This window comes from Pseudomonas sp. AA-38, assembly GCF_029457475.1.
Taxonomy (GTDB): domain Bacteria; phylum Pseudomonadota; class Gammaproteobacteria; order Pseudomonadales; family Pseudomonadaceae; genus Aquipseudomonas.
On sequence record NZ_CP120359.1, the window covers coordinates 3,283,569 to 3,302,047 of the forward strand.

At 63.8% G+C, this 18,479-nt stretch carries 17 protein-coding genes; 6 read left to right on the forward strand and 11 right to left on the reverse strand.

Annotated elements, in window-relative coordinates; translation table 11 throughout:
- Positions 1 to 30: 30 nt before the first annotated feature.
- Positions 31 to 807: an SDR family oxidoreductase gene (locus tag PVE35_RS15080; RefSeq protein WP_268182828.1), complete on the forward strand. Its 777-nt coding sequence runs from the start codon at positions 31 to 33 to the stop codon at positions 805 to 807.
- Positions 804 to 1,565 (forward strand): SDR family oxidoreductase, encoded by a 762-nt coding sequence (locus tag PVE35_RS15085; RefSeq protein ID WP_268182827.1) that lies wholly within the window; start codon positions 804 to 806, stop codon positions 1,563 to 1,565. Before PVE35_RS15080 ends, PVE35_RS15085 begins: the two co-directional genes overlap by 4 nt.
- A gap of 9 nt (positions 1,566 to 1,574) precedes the next feature.
- Here PVE35_RS15085 and PVE35_RS15090 read toward each other — a convergent pair whose 3' ends face one another.
- Together PVE35_RS15090 and PVE35_RS15095 are read right to left on the reverse strand one after the other, a co-directional pair.
- A complete protein-coding gene (locus PVE35_RS15090; RefSeq protein WP_268182825.1) occupies positions 1,575 to 2,108 on the reverse strand; it encodes a DUF3087 domain-containing protein in 534 nt (177 codons plus the stop codon).
- 104 nt (positions 2,109 to 2,212) lie between these two features.
- Positions 2,213 to 3,043, reverse strand: a complete 831-nt coding sequence (locus PVE35_RS15095; protein ID WP_268182823.1) for an AraC family transcriptional regulator — start codon at positions 3,041 to 3,043, stop codon at positions 2,213 to 2,215.
- Between the two features lie 121 nt (positions 3,044 to 3,164).
- Between PVE35_RS15095 and PVE35_RS15100 the strand changes: the two genes are divergently transcribed.
- From PVE35_RS15100 to PVE35_RS15110, 3 genes are all read left to right on the forward strand, one after another.
- On the forward strand, positions 3,165 to 3,683 hold the full coding sequence (locus PVE35_RS15100) for a carboxymuconolactone decarboxylase family protein (protein WP_268182822.1): 519 nt from the start codon (positions 3,165 to 3,167) through the stop codon (positions 3,681 to 3,683).
- An 18-nt stretch (positions 3,684 to 3,701) separates the two neighbouring features.
- On the forward strand, positions 3,702 to 3,956 hold the full coding sequence (gene grxC / locus PVE35_RS15105) for a glutaredoxin 3 (RefSeq protein ID WP_268182821.1): 255 nt from the start codon (positions 3,702 to 3,704) through the stop codon (positions 3,954 to 3,956).
- Between the two features lie 237 nt (positions 3,957 to 4,193).
- Positions 4,194 to 5,840 carry a methyl-accepting chemotaxis protein gene (locus PVE35_RS15110; RefSeq protein WP_277372271.1) on the forward strand — a complete coding sequence of 549 codons (1,647 nt, stop codon included), beginning with the start codon at positions 4,194 to 4,196 and terminating at the stop codon, positions 5,838 to 5,840.
- 61 nt (positions 5,841 to 5,901) lie between these two features.
- Here PVE35_RS15110 and PVE35_RS15115 read toward each other — a convergent pair whose 3' ends face one another.
- Positions 5,902 to 7,143, reverse strand: coding sequence for an oxygenase MpaB family protein (locus tag PVE35_RS15115; protein ID WP_277372272.1), 1,242 nt, complete (start codon positions 7,141 to 7,143; stop codon positions 5,902 to 5,904).
- Between the two features lie 88 nt (positions 7,144 to 7,231).
- Between PVE35_RS15115 and PVE35_RS15120 the strand changes: the two genes are divergently transcribed.
- Complete coding sequence (locus tag PVE35_RS15120; RefSeq protein ID WP_277372273.1) at positions 7,232 to 7,834, forward strand: TetR/AcrR family transcriptional regulator; 603 nt, start codon at positions 7,232 to 7,234, stop codon at positions 7,832 to 7,834.
- Between the two features lie 232 nt (positions 7,835 to 8,066).
- Here PVE35_RS15120 and cyoE read toward each other — a convergent pair whose 3' ends face one another.
- The 8 genes from cyoE to hrpA form a co-directional block, all read right to left on the reverse strand.
- Positions 8,067 to 9,023 (reverse strand): heme o synthase, encoded by a 957-nt coding sequence (gene cyoE, locus PVE35_RS15125; RefSeq protein ID WP_277372274.1) that lies wholly within the window; start codon positions 9,021 to 9,023, stop codon positions 8,067 to 8,069.
- Entirely contained in the window at positions 9,023 to 9,358 is a 336-nt protein-coding gene (cyoD, locus tag PVE35_RS15130; RefSeq protein WP_268182813.1) for a cytochrome o ubiquinol oxidase subunit IV, read from the reverse strand. The genes cyoE and cyoD overlap by 1 nt, the downstream gene beginning before the upstream one ends.
- Positions 9,359 to 9,988, reverse strand: a complete 630-nt coding sequence (gene cyoC / locus PVE35_RS15135; protein ID WP_268182810.1) for a cytochrome o ubiquinol oxidase subunit III — start codon at positions 9,986 to 9,988, stop codon at positions 9,359 to 9,361.
- 2 nt (positions 9,989 to 9,990) lie between these two features.
- On the reverse strand, positions 9,991 to 11,979 hold the full coding sequence (cyoB, locus tag PVE35_RS15140) for a cytochrome o ubiquinol oxidase subunit I (RefSeq protein WP_277374891.1): 1,989 nt from the start codon (positions 11,977 to 11,979) through the stop codon (positions 9,991 to 9,993).
- 2 nt (positions 11,980 to 11,981) lie between these two features.
- Positions 11,982 to 12,902, reverse strand: a complete 921-nt coding sequence (gene cyoA / locus PVE35_RS15145) for a ubiquinol oxidase subunit II (protein ID WP_268182808.1) — start codon at positions 12,900 to 12,902, stop codon at positions 11,982 to 11,984.
- Positions 12,903 to 13,447: 545 nt separating this feature from the next.
- A complete protein-coding gene (locus PVE35_RS15150) occupies positions 13,448 to 14,023 on the reverse strand; it encodes a DUF6436 domain-containing protein (protein ID WP_277372275.1) in 576 nt (191 codons plus the stop codon).
- Positions 14,020 to 14,283 carry a hypothetical protein gene (locus tag PVE35_RS15155; RefSeq protein ID WP_277372276.1) on the reverse strand — a complete coding sequence of 88 codons (264 nt, stop codon included), beginning with the start codon at positions 14,281 to 14,283 and terminating at the stop codon, positions 14,020 to 14,022. Before PVE35_RS15155 ends, PVE35_RS15150 begins: the two co-directional genes overlap by 4 nt.
- A gap of 63 nt (positions 14,284 to 14,346) precedes the next feature.
- Entirely contained in the window at positions 14,347 to 18,363 is a 4,017-nt protein-coding gene (hrpA, locus tag PVE35_RS15160) for an ATP-dependent RNA helicase HrpA (RefSeq protein WP_277372277.1), read from the reverse strand.
- Positions 18,364 to 18,479: the final 116 nt, after the last annotated feature.

Here is an 18,479-nt window from a genome sequence, read left to right on the forward strand (position 1 = left end):
AGCCATCGAAAACCGGATGGAGTGCCTGTCATGCAACAGGAATGGAAGGATCAGGTCGCGCTGGTAAGCGGCGCGGGTAGCGCAGAGGGCATCGGCATGGCCATCGCCCGGCGTCTGGGCCAGGCTGGCGCGAAGCTGATCGTCACCGCCAGTAGCGCGCGCATTGCCGAGCGCGTGGCCGAATTGCGTGCCGAGGGCTACGAGGTGCAAGGCCAGCCAGTGGATCTCACCGACGAAGCTGGCGTGAAGGCCTTTGTCGCCTGGGCCGAGGGGCTGTGGGGGCGCGTCGACATTCTGGTGAACAACGCCGGCATGACCATGCAAGGTAGCCCCGAGAAACTAGAGGAGGTGTCCAGCATGAGCCTGGAGACCTGGAACCTGACGATCGCGCGCAACCTGACCAGCGCCTTCCTGCTGACCCGTGCCGTGCTGCCGGGCATGCAGAAGCGCAGCTACGGGCGCATCGTCCATATCAGCTCCACCACCGGCACCAAGGCCGGCCACCCCAGCGAGGCGGCCTACAGCGCGGCCAAGGCGGGCATGGTGGGGATGAACATGGGCCTGGCGCTGGAAGTGGCGCGCCAGGGCATCACGGTCAACTCGGTGGCACCGGGCTGGATCGCCACGGCATCGAGCACACCGCATGAACAGCGCGCTGCGGCCTACGTGCCGATAGGCCGCGCCGGTCGCCCCGAGGAAGTGGCAGCGGCCGTGGCCTTCCTCGCCTCACCGGAGGCCAGCTATATCACCGGCGAGCTGCTGGTGGTCGATGGCGGCAACTGCCTGATCGAGGACAAGGCGCCATGAACAAAAACCCCGTGGTGCTGATCACCGGCGCTGCCGGTGGCGTGGGCAGTGCTTTGCTGGCACGTTTCCTGGCCGGTGGCTGGCAGGTGTTCGCCACTGATGCCAATGCCAGCGGCCTGGCCGAACTGGGCCAACGCCATGCGCTCATCGGCAGCCTGGCAGCGGATATTCGCACCCCAGCAGCGTGCAAGGCGGTGGTGAGTGCGGCGATCGAGGCGGCCGGGCGACTCGACGCGGTGATCAATGCGGCGGGGGTATGGCGCGAAGGGCCGGTGGAGGACTTCAGCGAGGAGGACTTCGACCTGGTGCTGGACGTCAACCTCAAGGCCAGCTTCTTCATCTGTGCCGCGGCCATCCCTTACCTGCGTGAAACCCGTGGCGCCATCGTCAACATCTCCAGCGATGCCGGGCGCCAGGGCAATCCGAATGCGGCGGCCTATTGCGCCAGCAAGGGCGGCCTGACCCTGTTCACCAAGGCGTTGGCACTGGATCTGGCGCCCCATGGCGTGCGCTGCAATGCCGTGTCGCCCGGCGATATCGAAACGCCCATGCTCAGCTTCCAGGCCGAGCGCTATGGCAATGGCGACCCGGCGGCCTACTACCGAGAACTGCTGGCCAAGTATCCGCAGGGCGAGCAGGCACGTTTCATCCAACCGCAGGAAGTGGCGGAGCTGGCGTTCTTCCTCTGCCAGCCCGGCGCCCGTTCGATCACCGGCGCCGACCTGGCCATCGATCAGGGCGTCTCAGCCGGCCATTGAGCCGGAGGGTCATGCCGCCTTGAACGCCCTGACCCGCTCCAGCCAATCTGGCTGGAGCCGGGTCTGCTCCAGCTCCAGCCCTTGCTGCTGCATGGCCTGGCGATGCTCGTCGATCTCCCGCACCATCTGGCTCAGTTCGCTGGAGTTGCCGTCGAGCTGATGCATCTGGGTCACCCCCAGGTGATAGAAGCGCAGCAGCTTCATCGCCGTTTCATCGCCCTGGGCCACCCCGGCCTTGACGTGATGCATGACGTTGGTCACGCGCATCAGGCTGCGCTTGAGGCGCCAGCCGTACACCGCTGGCGCCATCCACTGGCGCTGCCAGAGATGCAGGCGCACCAGCGCTACCGTCAGGCCCAGCGCGCTCAGAACGCCCAGCAGATTCCAGCGGAAGTTGCCGTCGCTGCCGGGTTCGCCGAACAGATGCACGCTGAGCATCGCCAGAGCCATGGCCAGGGTGACGAAGATGGCCGCCACCAACGCGGTGATGCGGCGGGTCTGCTGGCGGTACTTTTCGGGGTTGACGGGGGTGATCTCGAACATGCGCGCGGGCTCTCCAACGGGGCGAGGCGTGATGGTACGACAGCTCGCCGGCGCAGCACGAATTCCTCGCTGCGGCCGACCGCCACGGTCGGCCAAAGTACCCTCTATCCAGCGACCTGGCGCAGCCACTCGCTGGGGCTGGCGCCGACCTTGCGGCGAAAGGCTCGCGCCAGAGCCGAGGGGCTTTCGTAGCCGACCTCGTCGGCGATCAACGCCATGGGCCGGCCCTCACGCAGGCGCTTCTGCGCCAGGCTGACGCGCCAGCCCACCAGATAATCGCCCGGAGTAGCACCGACCACCTGATGAAAGTGAGCGGCGAAACTGGCCCGCGACATACCGGCCAGCGCCGCCAGCTCGGCCACCGACCAGCCATGCTGTGGCTTCTCGTGGAGCTGATTGAGCGCCCGTGCCAGGCGCGGCTCGGCCAGCCCGGCGAGCATGCCCGAGGCCAGTTCGCGGTTGCTCAGCAGATGGCGCAGCAACTGGATCACCATCAGCTCGAACAGGCGGTTGAGTACCAGCTCGCGTCCGCAGTCATCGGCCGTCGCCTCGGCGAACAGCCAGTCCAGGCAGCCGCTCAGGCTCGGCAGCTCGCGCAGGGGTCTGACGATGACGCCAGGCAGCGCGCGCGACAGCGGGTTGTCGGTGCCGCCGTCGAAGGCCAGGGTGGCGCACACCAGTTCGGCACCGTCGGCCTCGCTGGCGCTCATCCAGTGCTGACGTGGCCGGGGCACCAGCATCAGGCTCGGCTCCTCCAGGCGCAGCTCGCGACCATCGCCTTCGCGAAAATACAGGCGACCGGCACGCAGCAGGTGGATGTAGCCATGTGGCTCTTGCTCACCATGGCTGCTGGCGCCGCAGAAGCCGCCACGGTGAAAGGTGCTGGCGTGCAGGTTGAAGTGATGCAGCAGGCTGGTCAGGCGATCCATGGGCATCTCGCAATCTTGGACGATCTGTCGCATAACATCGACGATCTGCCGCCGAAAAGCCAGATCGAATCCTTAGCATGGCTCCAGGCTTGAACGACAAGCCCCCACCCAAGACTGGAGAATCGCCATGCCCCGTATTACCGCACTGCCGCTCGAACGAACCGCTGCCAGCGCCCAGGCGCAACTGGCCGGCATCGGCAAGAGCCTCGGTTTCATCCCCAACACCTTCGCCACCCTGGCCCATGCACCGGCCGCACTGAGCGGCTACCTGGCGCTGTCCCAAGCCCTCGGCAAGGGCACGCTCGATGTCAGGGCACGTGAAGTGGTGGCGCTGGCCAGCTCGCAGATCAACGGCTGCGACTACTGCCTGGCCGCGCACAGCCTGTTCGCCGGCAAAGCCGGGCTGAGCGAGGCAGAGATCCGCAGTGCCCGCGACGGCGAGCTCGACGCCGTGGCACGCCTGACCCGGCAGATCATCGACAGCCGTGGCCGCCTTGAGGATGCGCAACTGCAGGCTGCACGCGATGCCGGGCTGAGCGATGCAGCCATCGTCGAAGTGGTGGCCAATGTCGCCCTGATGACACTGACCAATTACCTCAACAATCTGGCCGAAACCGATGTCGACTTTCCATCAGTAACCGTCTGACGCCGCCGGAGGTTCATCATGCAAGCCGTTACGCTCTACACCACCGCACACTGCCCTTACTGCATCAACGCCAAGGCTCTGCTAGCGCACAAGGGCGTGGCCTACGAGGAGATAGACGTCAGCCACTCGCCCGAGCGGCTGGCGCAAATGCTGCAACGCAGCCATCGCCGCAGCGTGCCACAGATCTTCATCGGCGAACGGCATATCGGCGGCTTCGATGACCTGGCCGCGCTGGAACGCGGTGGACAACTGGACGCCTTGTTGCAGGCCTGAAACCGGATGGCCGGCCCTCGGGTCGGCCATTGCTTCATTCGGCATCAGCAAGGGGCAACCAGCCCGCTTCCCGCTGACATATTTGTGAAACCTGAGTGGAGTTTCGCTTAAATCAAAACGATGGCCTAATGCTCCAGGCCATCGCTGCCGATAGGAGAAGCAGCACAGTACCGTTCGCTCCCGCTCACTATACTCGCCGATGTGCTGCGCCTTATTCTAATAAATCGGAGCCCTACCATGCGTCTAGACGCTCTCTCCTTGAAAACACGCCTTGTAGTTGCAGTGGCCATACCTTGTATCGCCCTGCTTTTGGTGGCTCTGGCCAGTCTGAGCAGCCTGAGCAGCATGCACAGGGACACCCAATCACTCTATCTGAATACAGCCGAGCCCATGCGTGCCATGGCCGAGGCGGCGTCGCGCATTCCGCGCATGCGGGTGGGCATCGACATGATGCTGCTGCAGGAAACACCGCTGCGTGACGAGCGTGGGGTGAAATCGCGCGTGCAGGACGCACGTAACGAGGATGTGCCCGGCATGCGCGATGCCATGCGCCAGGCTGTGGCCGCGCAGGTCGACCCGGAGCGCAAGGCGCAGGCGCAAAAGCTGCTCGATCAGTTCGAGGCCATGGTCAGCAACGAACTGGAGCCGATGCTCAACGCCCTGGATGCCGGCGACATGACCAAGGCCCAGCAGATCTACCGCGACCAGTACGCCAAGAGCTACGGCGTGATGCGCCAGGGCGCCAACGACCTGCTCGATGTCCTGTTGCAGCAAGCCGAACAGCGTTACCTGCACAGCGAAGAAAGCTACGACAAGGGCCTGACCCGCCAACTCGCCATCATCGCCGTTGGTCTGCTGGTCTCGATCGTCATGTCCTGGTTGATCGTGGTACAGCTACGACGCCGCGTCAGCGTGCTGCAGAACAGCCTGGGCCAGGCTGCCGACAACCTGGCGCTGAACACCCGCATCGAGCTACCCGGCAAGGATGAACTGAGCGATATCGCCAGCAGCTTCAACCAGTTCATCGACAAGGTGCATGGCGCCATGCGCCAGCTCGCCGACAACTCACGGCAACTCTCCGGCATGGCCCGTGAGGTGGCTGAACGCGCCCGTCTGACCCAGAGCAACTGCGCGTCGCAGAGCGATCGCACGGTACAGGTGGCCACCGCCATCAACGAGCTGGGCTCGACGGTCAACGAGATCGCCCGCAATGCCGAGAACGCCGCCGATGTCGCCCGCGAAGCGACCCAACATGCCAGCGAAGGCGGCGCGGTGGTCAGCCAGGCGCAGCAGCAGGTCGATGCCCTCAACGGCGAGCTGGAGCAGGCCGCCAAGGTAATCGGCGCGCTGGCCGCGCAGACCGAAGCCATCAGCACCACGCTCAATACCATCCGCAGCATTTCCGAGCAGACCAACCTGCTCGCCCTCAACGCCGCCATCGAGGCCGCGCGTGCTGGCGAACAGGGTCGCGGCTTCGCCGTGGTGGCCGACGAGGTGCGCACCCTGGCCAGCCGCTCCGGCGCCTCCACCGAGGAAATCCAGCAGGTCATCGACCGCCTGCAGAACGAATCGCGCTCGGCCGTCGAGGCCATGGCCAAGGGGCAGCGGCAAAGCGCCCTGGTGGTGGAGTACGCGAGCAAGGCGTCGGCGGCGCTGGAACAGATCAACAGCCATATCGGCCAGATCAGCGACCAGAACATCCAGGTCGCCACCGCCACCGAAGAGCAGTCCAGCGTGGTGGAAGACATCAACCGCAACATCGTCGACATCAACGAACTGACCGTCGGCACCACCCATATCGCTGATCAGCTCAACCAGGCCAGCAGCGACCTGCAGGCGCTGTCCACGCAGCTGGACAGCCTGGTGGCGCGCTTCCGCCTGTAACCCCGTAGCCTGGGCTGAGCAACGTGAAACCCGGGAGAGCCTGACCCCAGGGCCACCTGCCTCAGTGGCCTTGGGGATCAGCCGACGCCACGGGCATGGCCGCAAGCAGACGCGGATGATCTTCACCGAACAGCGTCAGCAGGTACGCCTGCTGTTGCCGGTCGCCGCGTTCGCTCAGCCACTGCCGGCCACCCGGCAGGCAGCGCACCAGGCGCTGCAGCAGGTAGCGTGGCGGCGCCGTCAGCAACGGATACCAGGGCAGTATCCCACCTGGCAATCCCAGTGCGCGGCGCCCTTGGGCATCGAGGAATGTGCGCGCGATGCTCAGATGAATGGCTCGATTGAGTCTTCCGCGTAGCCATTGCAGATTCGGGTAATGGCGCTGCAACGGCTCATCGATCAGCGCCCTGCCCAGTTGCTGGCTGCTGGCATCGGCCGGCGCCTGAGACAGCAGGTTGTGATAGAGCGCGCAGATGGCGGCGTTCTCCTCGGCATGCAACCAGCGCTCATCCACGCCCATCAGCCAGGCGATATAGCGCCACAGGTGCAGCACCGCCCGGCGCTCGTCCTTGCTCAAGGGCACGCCGAGCAGACGCTGACCGATCAGGAAGATCACCGAGAACGCCAGGTAGGTGGCGTGCATGTCGCCCTGGTTGACTGGCAGGCCGAAGTAGCTCGCATCCCACTCGGGCATGCTCGACACACGTCGGCGCACCAGCGCATGCACCAGCCGCACGTGCAGCGTGCCCCGGTAACCGGCGGCGCCACGGGCCATGCCGCCGGGCCGGGTGCAATCGATCCACCATTTGCTGGTTTCGGCAATGCGCCGCTGCGCGCCCTTCTCCAGGGCGCCGGTAAGCACCAGGGTGCGGTTGATGGCCGAGGCCTGATAGCCCGCCAGCAATCCCAGGTCACGCAGCACACGCATGCCGGTAAGCCCGGACAGGCAGCAGACCCGCGCGCCCTCGTCGAGCAGCTCGGCATCGAGCCAATCCGGTGTGGCCTCGACCTGGGCGAAGAAGCGCTGCAACGGCTGCGGAGCCTCGTCGATGGCCGCGATGCCCTGCTCCAGCGCCCGGTTGTAGAGCGGCATGGCCTTTGCCAGGCCGGTTTCGCTCATCCAGTCCAGCAGTGCATCCATGGCAGCGTCGCCCTGCATGAGCGACTCGCCGATGGCCTGCCACTGCGCAGGGCTGGGCTCGGCCGGCCCCTGGATGAAGCGTCGCACTGGCGCCGCCACCTGACGGGCACGCTGCAGGTCGGCGCCATGGCGCCCCGGCACGAACATGGGCTTGTTGGACATTTTCATACCTTGGTTGGCTGTCTGCTCAGGAAGTCGCTCTACGCTATTGCGACTAATTGCTCGCAAACAACTCGCGGATGCCCAGTGCATGAGAAAGCAGCCCAAGCAACAACGCGCCAACCAGATGATCGCCCTGCTGCTGGAGGCCACGGCCCTGGAAATCGCCGACCGTGGCCTGGATCGGCTCACCACCAACCACGTCGCGCAACGGGCCGGCGTCAGCATCGGCTCGCTTTATCAGTACTTCGCCAACAAGGAAATGCTCGTCGAAGCGCTGCTGATGCAGAAGGCCGAGCAACTGTTGAAGGGGGTGCAGGAGCGCCTGAGCCCGCTACTGGGTCAGGACATCGCCACCGTCACCCGCGCCATCCTGCTCGGCATCTTCGAGCAGGTGGCCGAGGACAAGGCGCAGCGCGAGCTGTTGCGCCACTGGCACACACTCAACGCGGCGCCCGTGTTCCAGACCCTGGAGCGACAGATGACCGAGCTGTGCCGGCAATACCTGATGCGGCATATCGACGAATACCGCATCGACAACCTGCCAGCGCTGCTGTTCGTGCTGATCAATGCGGTGCAATACACCACCGCGCGTTACCTGAGCGAGGAACACTCACTGCTCGCTCAGGAAGAGGTGATCGAGACGCTGGTAGGAATGGTCGAGGCGCTGTGCCAGCCGAGCGCCAGCACGTAGCCTGGGTAGAGCGAAGCGAAACCCGGGAGCGAATTACCCGGGTTTCGCAGTGCTCTACCCAGGCTACATGTCCACCGACGGGGGATGTAAAGCGCGACCCCAAACACCGTGGTAGGCGCTTCAGCGGCGATTGTCGCGGCTACGACGGCCATGACAGTGCAACCGTAGGGTGGATCACGCTTCACCGATCCACCGCGTGGTGGATGTAAAGAGCGACATCCACCCTACGCTCTCAGATACCGGCGACCACCGCGCAGATGCCCTGCGCGCTGCTGGCGAACTGGCTGCACAGGTGGTTGATGGAGGTCATCAGCACCTGGTCGGGGGTGGCGGCGAAGTCCACCGACATCATCACGCTAAGCATGGTGATGGTGACGATGGAGAACATGAACAGCTTGCGCGCCCACACGCGATCATCGGCGGCCTTGTAGCCCGACACGCCCATCCACAGCCAGTAGGCACCACTCAGCGCGGCGACCACGAAGTAGCTGTAGCCGGCGTAGCCGCTGAGCGTCAGCATCAGGGTCGCCACCACGAAGGCGGCGATGTACAGCACGATCTGCCGCTTGGCAGCCGAGATGCCCTTGATCACCGGCAGCACCGGAATGTTCGCGGCCTGGTAGTCATTGAAACGGAAGATGGCGATGGCATAGGAATGCGGCATCTGCCACAGGCTGAAGATCAACAACAAGATGGCGGCGCCGGCATCGAACTCGTTGCTCACCGCGCAGTAGCCGACCACGGGCGGCGCCGCCCCGGACAGGCTGCCGACCAGGGTGCCGTACACCGAGCCACGCTTGAGCCACAGGCTGTAGAGGCCGACGTAGACCACAAAGCCCATCAGCACCAGCATCACCGCCAGGGTGTTGGTGGCGGTGTACAGCAACGCCACCCCCGCCACCCCGAGCACGCAGGCATAGACGATGGCGTGCACAGGGGAAATCAGCCCCTGCGCCAGCACCCGGTTGCGGGTGCGCTCCATCTTCTGGTCGATGTCGCGGTCGATGTAGTTGTTGAACACGCAGCCTGAGGCGATCACCAGGGAAACCCCCAGCGCTGTCGCAAGGTACAGCGCCAGATTCGCATCGCCGCGCGAAGCCAGGAAGAAACCGCCCGTCACGGAAATCAGATTACCGAAGACGATGCCCGGCTTGGCGAGGTTGAGGTACTGCTTCAGGAGCGCACGCATCAGTTGATCATCATGTGATAGTGCATGCTCCACATGATCCACACCGACAGGCCGACCACGAACGCGATGATCAGCACAGTGAAGATCATCGAAATCACGTTCCAGCGGCCTTCAGCGTCGGTCTTCATGTGCAGGAAGTACACGAGGTGGACGAGCACCTGCACCAGGCCGAACAGCACCACGGTGATCAGGGTGACGCCACGGCTCAGGCCCAGCAGCTCAGGGTGCATGACCAGGGCGAAGGGAATCACCGTGAGGATCACCGAGAGGATGAAGCCGGTCAGGTAATCCTTGAAGCCCACGGCGTGGGCGGCGTGATTGTCTTGGTGAGCCATTTACAGCACCCCCATCAGGTAGACGACGGTAAACACGCAGATCCACACCACGTCGAGGAAGTGCCAGAACAGGCTGAGCAGCCCCACGCGGGTCTTGTTGGTGTCAGTCAGGCCGCGAGTGCCGACCTGGAACATCAGCACCAGCATCCACAGCAGGCCGGCACTGACGTGCAGGCCGTGGGTGCCGACCAGGGTGAAGAACGCCGACCAGTAGGCGCTGACCTGCGGCCCTGCCCCTTCATGGATCAGGTGACGGAACTCGTACAGCTCGATGCTGATGAAGCTCACACCGAACAGGAAGGTGACCGCCAGCCAGCGCAGCACCGCGCCCTTGTCACCGCGGTAGGTGGCTAGCATGGCCATGCCGTAGGTGATACTGGAGAACAGCAGGGCGAAGGTTTCCACCAGCACCAGGTGCAGGCCGGGGCGCAGCATCTCCTTGGCGGTGGGGCCACCGGCGAAGGCATTGCTGAGCACCGCGAAGGTGGCGAACACCGTGGCGAAGATCAGCAGGTCGGTCATCAGGTAGACCCAGAAGCCGAACAGCTTGATGCCACTGGTGTCGTGGTGGTGCTCATGACCATCGTGGCCATGAGCGTCGTGTGAATAATGGGGTTCGTAAGCGCTCATGGTTATGCCTGTACGACTGCGTTTGCTTTGGTTTGACGATGCGCCTGCTCGATGCGCGCGATTTCCTCGGGCTGCACGTAGTAGTCGATGTCCTCGTCGTAGGAACGCACGATGAAGCTGGCCACGGCACCGACCAGGCCGACGATGGCGAGCCACCAGATGTGCCAGATCATGGCGAAGCCGAAGGCGATGATGAAACCGGCCACCACCACACCGTTGCCGGTGTTCTTGGGCATGTGGATCGGCTCGTACTGCTCCGGCACCGGCATCAGCTCGACACCGTTCTTCTTCGCTTCATAGAAGGCGTCGATCTTGTCCGCCGTCGGGATGACCGCGAAGTTGTAGAACGGCGGCGGCGAGGACGTCGCCCACTCCAGGGTACGGCCATCCCAGGGGTCGCCGGTCACATCGCGGTTTGCCTTGCGCTTGAGGTAGCTGGTGACGAACTGCACGATGGTGAACACGATGCCGATACCGATCAGCACGGCGCCGACCACGGCCACCTCGATCCACGGCACCCAGGCCGGGTTGTCGAAGTGGTTCAGGCGACGGGTCATGCCCATGAAGCCCAGCACGTACAGCGGCATGAAGGCGAAGTAGAAGCCGATCAGCCAGCACCAGAAGGAGTAACGGCCAAAGCGGTCGATCAGCTTGTAGCCGAAGGCTTTCGGGAACCAGTAGATGATGCCGGCCAGGTAACCGAACACCGCACCGCCGATGATCACGTTGTGGAAGTGGGCGATCAGGAACAGGCTGTTGTGCAGCACGAAGTCCGCCGCCGGCACCGCCATCAGCACGCCGGTCATACCGCCGATGGAGAAGGTCACCAGAAAGCCCAGGGTCATCCAGGTCATGGCGTTCAGTTGCAGACGGCCACGGAAGATGGTGAACAACCAGGTGAAGATCTTCACCCCGGTGGGGATGGCGATGATCGAGGTCATGATGCCGAAGAAGGCGTTGACGCTGGCCCCCGAACCCATGGTGAAGAAGTGGTGCAGCCACACCACGAACGACAGCACGCCGATGGCCGCGGTCGCCCAGACCATCGAGGCATAGCCGAACAGGGTCTTACGCGAGAAGGTCGCCACCACTTCGGAGAACACGCCGAACGCCGGCAGGATGAGGATGTACACCTCCGGGTGACCCCAGACCCAGAACAGGTTGGCATACATCATCGGGTTGCCGCCCAGTTCATTGGTGAAGAAGTGGAAATCCAGGTAGCGATCCAGCGACAGCATCGCCAGGGTCGCGGTCAGCGGAGGGAAGGCGCCGCAGATCAGCACGCAGGTCACCAGGATGGTCCAGGTGAAGATCGGCATCTTCATCAGGCTCATGCCTGGGGCACGCATTTTGAGGATGGTGGCGATGAAGTTGACCCCCGTCAGGGTCGTCCCCAGGCCTGATAGCTGCATGCTCCAGATGTAGTAATCCATCCCCACGCCTGGACTGTACTGAATCCCCGATAACGGCGGATAAGCCACCCAGCCGGTCTTGGCGAACTCGCCCAGGCCCAGCGACAGGTTGATCAGCAGCGCGCCACCGACGAACAGCCAGAAGCTCAGCGAGTTCAGGTAGGGGAAGGCCACGTCACGCGCGCCGATCTGCAGCGGCACGACGATGTTCATCAGGCCGGTGACCAGCGGCATGGCCACGAAGATCAGCATGATGATGCCGTGCGCGGTGAAGATCTGGTCGTAGTGCTCGGGCGGCAGGTAGCCCTGGCCGTCGCCGTGGGCCATCGCCAGGTGGGTACGCATCATGATGGCGTCGGCGAAACCCCGCACCAGCATGACCAGGCCGACGAGGATGTACATCACGCCGATCTTCTTGTGGTCCACCGAGGTGAGCCACTCTTTCCACAGGTAGCCCCACTTCTTGAAGTAGGTCACCGCCGCGAACAGCGCCAGACCACCCAGTGCCACCACGGCCAGGGTGATCATGATGATCGGCTCGTGATACGGCACCGCATCCAGAGTCAGTTTTCCAAGGATATTCATTCCTGCACCTCCGCAGCGCCATCAGTCATGGCCGTGCTGTGAGAATCTTTCAGGTCCACGTACTGACCGATCACCTTGTTGAACAGGTTCGGCTCGACCTGGCCGAAGTAACGAACCGGGTAGATCGGATAGCGATGGTTGACCATCTCGCCGGGCTCCCCCACCTGCTTGAAGGTGGCGAAGTCCATGACCTCGGGGGATTGCTTGACCTTGTCGACCCACTGCGCGAAGGCATCGTCGCTGACCGAGTGGGTGGTGAAGCGCATGGCCGAGAAGCCTTCGCCGCTGAAGTTGCCGGACTGGCCGAAGAACTCGCCCTGCTCGTTGGCGATCAGGTTGAGCTGGGTGCGCTGGCCGCCCATGGCGTAGATCATGCCGCCCAGTTGCGGGATCGACAGCGCGTTCATCACCGTGTCGGAGGTGATGTGGAAGGTCACCGGGGTCTTCTCTGGGATGACCAGTTCATTGACCACGGCGATGCCCTGATCCGGGTAGATGAACAGCCACTTCCAATCGAGCGAGACCACCTCGATGTTCAGCGCCGGCTTGTCCGAATCGATCGGGCGATAGGGATCGAGCGAATGCGAGGTTTTCCAGATGATGACCGCCAGAACCGCGACGATGATCAGCGGAACACCCCAGACGATCAGTTCGATCTTGTGCGAGTGCGCCCAGTCGGGCATGTAGGTGGCCTTCTCGTTCGACTCGCGATAGCGCCAGCCAAACCAGAAGGTCATGACGATCACGGGAATGACCACGATCAGCATGAGCCCAATGGAGATCAGGATGAGGTTGCCCTGCTCGACACCGATCTGCCCTTTCGAGTTGAACAGTGCCCAGTCACATCCACCGAGCGCTGAGCAGGCAATCGCCATCGCCAACCAGCGCACCAAACGATGGTACTTCTCTTCTTTCATGTCACGACCTTCAACTGAGTGATGCCCACTTTCGGCGCCAACGCCGTGCGGCCCATCGAGCAAAAGGCCGCCAACGGATGCTCAAGAACTCGAGCATCCGTGCAAGCGAAGCGGTAGAACCGTGGGATAGACCGATGTTGAAGGCTGTGAATCCCTCGCACAATTGATTAGCAGCCTATTCATGAGGCTGCTGCCGGCTCCTGGAATACATATTTCGCAACATATGCGCAAAGTTTTGAAACACTTACCGGCAAGTACCCCGCAAACAAGCCAAGGGTGCGACAAATGATCACACCCTTGATTTAGAGCCTTTTGTCAGCGAATTGACAGGAATCAATGACATGTAATTTGCCGCCGTCGAGAACAGCCACGCCTCTTGACATTACAAGAAATATGGGAATCGAAATTTACCAGATGCAAGCGTTGCGCTTGTGTAGGCGCGAATTCGTTCGCGATAGGCTTTGGCCTCCGAGGAGCACACCTGAAAGCGCCCCGGATTGCATCCGGGCCACAACATCCACCACCCGAGGTGCAGGCAGCCCCAGCTACTGCCAGGCGCAGTAACAGCCCACCGCCAGGCCGCTGGCCAGGGACACATGGCGCCCCTGGGTCAAGGCATCGAGCACCGGCTCGACGAAGCTGTTGCTGGAGTTGCACACCAGCCCCTCGCTGTAAGGGCCGGCATAGGCCAGCTTGCCGTCGCGATCCCAGATGGCCAGCGATGGGCTGGCCGGCAGCGACTCCATGCCCTTTATGCCCGGCAAGGGCTGCATCCGCCCACGCAGGAAGGGCGCGAGCTCACCTTTGCTGCCCGGCTTCTGCACGCTGTAGAACGCCACATCGGCATTGCGGTGCAGGCCGATCAGGTAGCGCAGATGCGCATCGGTTTCCGCGTTGCAGGGGCAGTCCGGATCCCAGAAATGCACCACCCGAATCGGCCCGGGGCCGGCCAGCTCAGGCGGCAGTTGCAGGCTTCCCTGGCCGAAGATCACCGTCTTCTCACCATAGGGCCGTAGGTAGGCGGCGCCGCTGAGCCACCAGATCAGCACCACGATCCCCAGCGCCAGCACGCAGAAACCCACCACCAGATGCTTGAGATTCAAGCGTTCGAGCAGCTTCATGGCTGATGGCCGAACTTGCGCAGGAACTGCTTCTCCATCTCCTGGCAACTTTCCTCGGTGAAGCTGCGCTCGGTGGCCTGCGCGCTCTTCCAGCAGGCCTCGATGGCGGCGCGCTCGCCTGCCTCTATCTCGCCATCCTGCGGGCGGGTCATGATGTAGATGAGCCCGGCGAATATCAGCACGACAAAGGCCAGGCCAGCCAAAAACAGGCCCAGGCAGCCACGGCGCCCCAGCCCCGATTTTTCTTCACTTGCACTCATCTTTCTCGGTTTCCGCATTCATCAGTGGTTGGCTCGCCCCAGCGCCGGGACGAGCGCCGATCATCAACCTTCAACCAGCGTCCACTGCTTGTTCAGGCGCTTGTCCGATACCGCCATCTTCGTCCCCAGTTGCTGGGCGAACAGCGACACACGGTATTCCTCCAGCATCCAGCGATACAGCGTGAGCTGCGGGTCACGCTTGCCTTCCTGGGCATGTTTGGCAGCACGTGCCTGGTACTGTTCCCAGTAGCCAGTCAGCTCGCCCGTCCACGCGCGGTCGCGCTGCACCTGCGCACCGACCTTATCCAGGCGCTGCTCGATGGCCTTCAGATAACGCGGAATCTCCTTGAGCCATTCGCCCGGCGTCTCGCGCACGAAGCCGGCATAGACCAGATTGGCCAGTTGCTGCTTGATATCGTTGAGCGCCATGGCCTGGGCCAGGTCGATCTTGCCCTTGAAGCGTTTTTGCAGGCCATGGTTGAGCTTGAAAATTTCCAGCACCAGGCGAGCGATACGCTCGGCATGCGCCGTCCAGTCGCCGCGCTTGCGCTCGGCCAGTTGCGCCAGGGCCGCGCCATCGCGTGGCAGCGTGGCTTCGCCGTCGAGGATGCAGGCATCCAGGCTGGCCAGCAGAATGTCCTCCACCAGCGCCTCGACGCGGCCGATATCGCGATACAGCAAACCCAGCTCGGTCAGCCCCGGCAGCTTGCCGCGCAGGAACTTGGCCTGCTCGGCCAGTTGCTGCAGCAGCAGGCGTTGCAGCGCACGGCGATGCTGGAAGTCGGCCTCGGCCTGGGTCGGGAAGCGCCCTTCCTTGACCACCCCACCCTCCTCTACCAACGCCGGGTAAACGGTCATGGAAAGCCCGGCGATCTTCTGCTGCGCCTTCTCGGCCACCTGGGCGAAGGCCTTGGCCTCCACCGCTTTCGGCTTGTCACTCTGCTGCGGGATGGCCAACGCGGCCTGGCTGGCCTCGGCGAAACGTGCGGTCAGTTCGGCCAGGTCGCGGCCTTCACCGAGGAACTTGCCCCGCGCATCCACCACCTCGATATTCATCTTCAGATGGTTTTCGATGCTTTCAGCCGCCTCCGCCCAGGCCTCGTCGGACACTCGCGCGCCGGTCATGCGCAGCAGCTCCTGGCCGAGCGCCTGCGGCAACGAACCCTGGCCGAATACCAGCTTGTCCAACGCCGCGCCGACAAAGTCCGGTACCGGCACGAAGTTCTTGCGCAGCGCCTTGGGCAGGCCACGCACCAGTGCCACGCACTTGGCTTCCAGCAGGCCCGGCACCAGCCATTCCAAGCGCTCGGGCTGCAGTTGCGGCAACAGCGGCGCCGGCACGCGCAGGGTCACGCCGTCACGCGGGTGGTTGGGCTCGAAGTGATAGGACAGCGGCAGTTGCAGCTCGCCGATGCGCAAGGTGTCCGGGTACTGCGCGGCGGTGACTTCCCTAGCATCACGGGCCAGGGCGTCCTCCTCACGCATGATCAGCAGTTGCGGATCGGCCGCGCTGCCCTTCTTGTACCAGCTCTCGAAACTGGCGGCCTGGTAGATGTCCTGCGGGATGCGCGCGTCGTAGTAGCCGAACAGGGTTTCCTCGTCGGCGAGAATGTCACGGCGGCGCGACTTGGCCTCCAGCTCGTCGAGGCGTTCCAGCAACTGGCGGTTGGCGGTCAGGCAACGTGCGCGGCTGTTGATCTCGCCACGCACCAGGCCCTCGCGAATGAACATCTCGCGCGCCACCGGCGGGTCGATGGGGCCGTAATGCACCGGGCGGCGACCGACGATGATCATGCCGTACAGGGTGACCTGCTCGAACGCCACCACCTGGCCGCGCTTCTTCTCCCAGTGCGGTTCCAGATGGTTCTTCTTCACCAGATGCGCCGCCAGTGGCTCGATCCAGTCCGGCTCGATTCTGGCCACCATACGGGCGAACAGCTTGGTGGTTTCCACCAGTTCGGCGGCCATGATCCAGTTGGGCTTCTTGCGCCCGATCACGCTGGAGGGGTGAATCCAGAAACGCCGCTGGCGCGCGCCGAGGTAGTCGCCCTCCTCGGTCTTCTGGCCGATCTGGCTGAGCAAACCGGCGAGAATCGCCTTGTGCACGGCAGCGTAGTTCTTCGCCCGCACCGCCGCCTCGCTGGCCTCGGCCTGCTGACGGGCGATGGCGTTGACGCGGGTGTCCTTGGTCGGCTGCGGCGTGTTCGCCGTTTGCTCGCCCTGCGCCTCCGAGCGGTTCTGGCTGCCCTTGCCCATCAGTTGCAGATCACGGGCGATCAGCACCAGTTGCCGGTGCGCGTCGCGCCATTCACGCAGGCGCATATAGTTGAGGAAGTTCTTCTTGCACCAGGTGCGCAGCGGGTTGCTGCCCAGTTCCTGGCGTTTCTCCTCGAAGCCGCGCCACAGGTTGATCAGCGCGGCGAAGTCCGAGTCCACATCCTTCCACTGCGCATGGGCCTGGTCGGCGGCCTGCTGGCGATCCATCGGCCGCTCGCGCGGATCCTGCACCGACAACGCGGCGGCGACGATAAGGATTTCCTCCAGACTGCCCTGCCTGGCGCCCTCCAGCACCATGCGCCCCAGGCGCGGGTCGATGGGCAGGCGCGCCAGTTGCCGGCCGATGGGCGTGAGCTGGCTTTCGCGGTTGACCGCCGACAGCTCCTGCAACAGGTTGAAGCCGTCGCTGATGGCCTTGCCGTCTGGCGGCTCGATAAAGGGGAAGTCCTCGATGCTGCCCAGGCGCAGGTGCAGCATCTGCAGGATCACCGCCGCCAGGTTGGTGCGCAGAATCTCCGGGTCGGTAAATTCCGGGCGCCCGAGGAAATCCTCCTCGCTGTACAAACGAATGCAGATGCCCGGCTCGACCCGGCCACAGCGGCCCTTGCGCTGGTTGGCGCTGGCCTGCGACACCGGCTCGATGGGCAGGCGCTGCACCTTGGCGCGGTAGCTATAGCGGCTGATGCGCGCCGTGCCGCTGTCGATCACGTAGCGGATGCCCGGCACGGTCAGCGAGGTTTCCGCCACGTTGGTGGCCAGCACGATCTTGCGCCCCGGCATGGGCGCGAAAATCTTCTGCTGCTCGGCCGGCGTCAGCCGCGCATACAGCGGCAACACCTCGGTAAAGCGCAGGTTGGCCTTGCGCAGCACCTCGGCCGCCTCGCGAATCTCGCGCTCACCGGGCAGGAATACCAGCACGTCGCCGGGGCGCTTGCCCACGCTGCGCTCGTGCTCGGCGATCTCGTCCAGCGCAGCGAGAATGCCCTGGTCGATGGACAAGTCATCGAGCAGACGCTCGCCCTCCTCGTCCACCTCGGCCGCCAACGGGCGATACCAGGTTTCCACCGGGTAGGTGCGGCCGGACACCTCGATGATCGGCGCGTCATTGAAGTGCTTACTGAACCGCTCCAGATCGATGGTCGCCGACGTGATGATCAGCTTCAGATCCGGGCGACGCGGCAACAGGGTCTTCAGGTAGCCGAGCAGGAAGTCGATGTTGAGGCTACGCTCGTGCGCCTCGTCGACAATGATGGTGTCGTACTTTTCCAGAAAGCGGTCGTGCTGGGTTTCGGCGAGCAGAATGCCGTCGGTCATCAGCTTGATCAGCGTGCCATCCTTGCTCTGATCCTCGAAACGCACCTGATAGCCCACCAGCTCGCCCAGCGGTGTGCCGATTTCCTCGGCCACCCGTGTCGCCACACTGCGCGCCGCTAGCCGGCGCGGCTGGGTATGACCAATCAGGCCATGCACGCCCCGACCGATTTCCAGGCAGATCTTCGGCAACTGCGTGGTCTTGCCCGAACCGGTCTCACCGGCGATCACCACCACCTGGCTCTTCTCCAGCGCGGCCTTGATCTCGTCACGCTTGGCGGCAATCGGCAGCGCATCGTCATAGCGCATCGCCGGGATGCTGCTACGCCGTGCCGCCACCTTGTCGCTGGACGCCTGAAAACGCTCCAGCCACTGCGCCAGCTTGGCCTCGTCAGGATGCTTCTGCAGCTCATGCAACTGCCGGCGCAAGCGATGGCGCTCAGCTATCATGACGTGGTCGAGGTTGTTCTGCAGGGTGGCGAGGTCAGTCATCTGGATCGGGGCAATCAGGGCAAAGGCGGGATTGTCGCAGATTCCGTGTCTACTCGGGATGGCCGGGCTGTTTTGCGATGAGCCAGTCGCCCACTTGCAGAACCTCTTCCTCCACC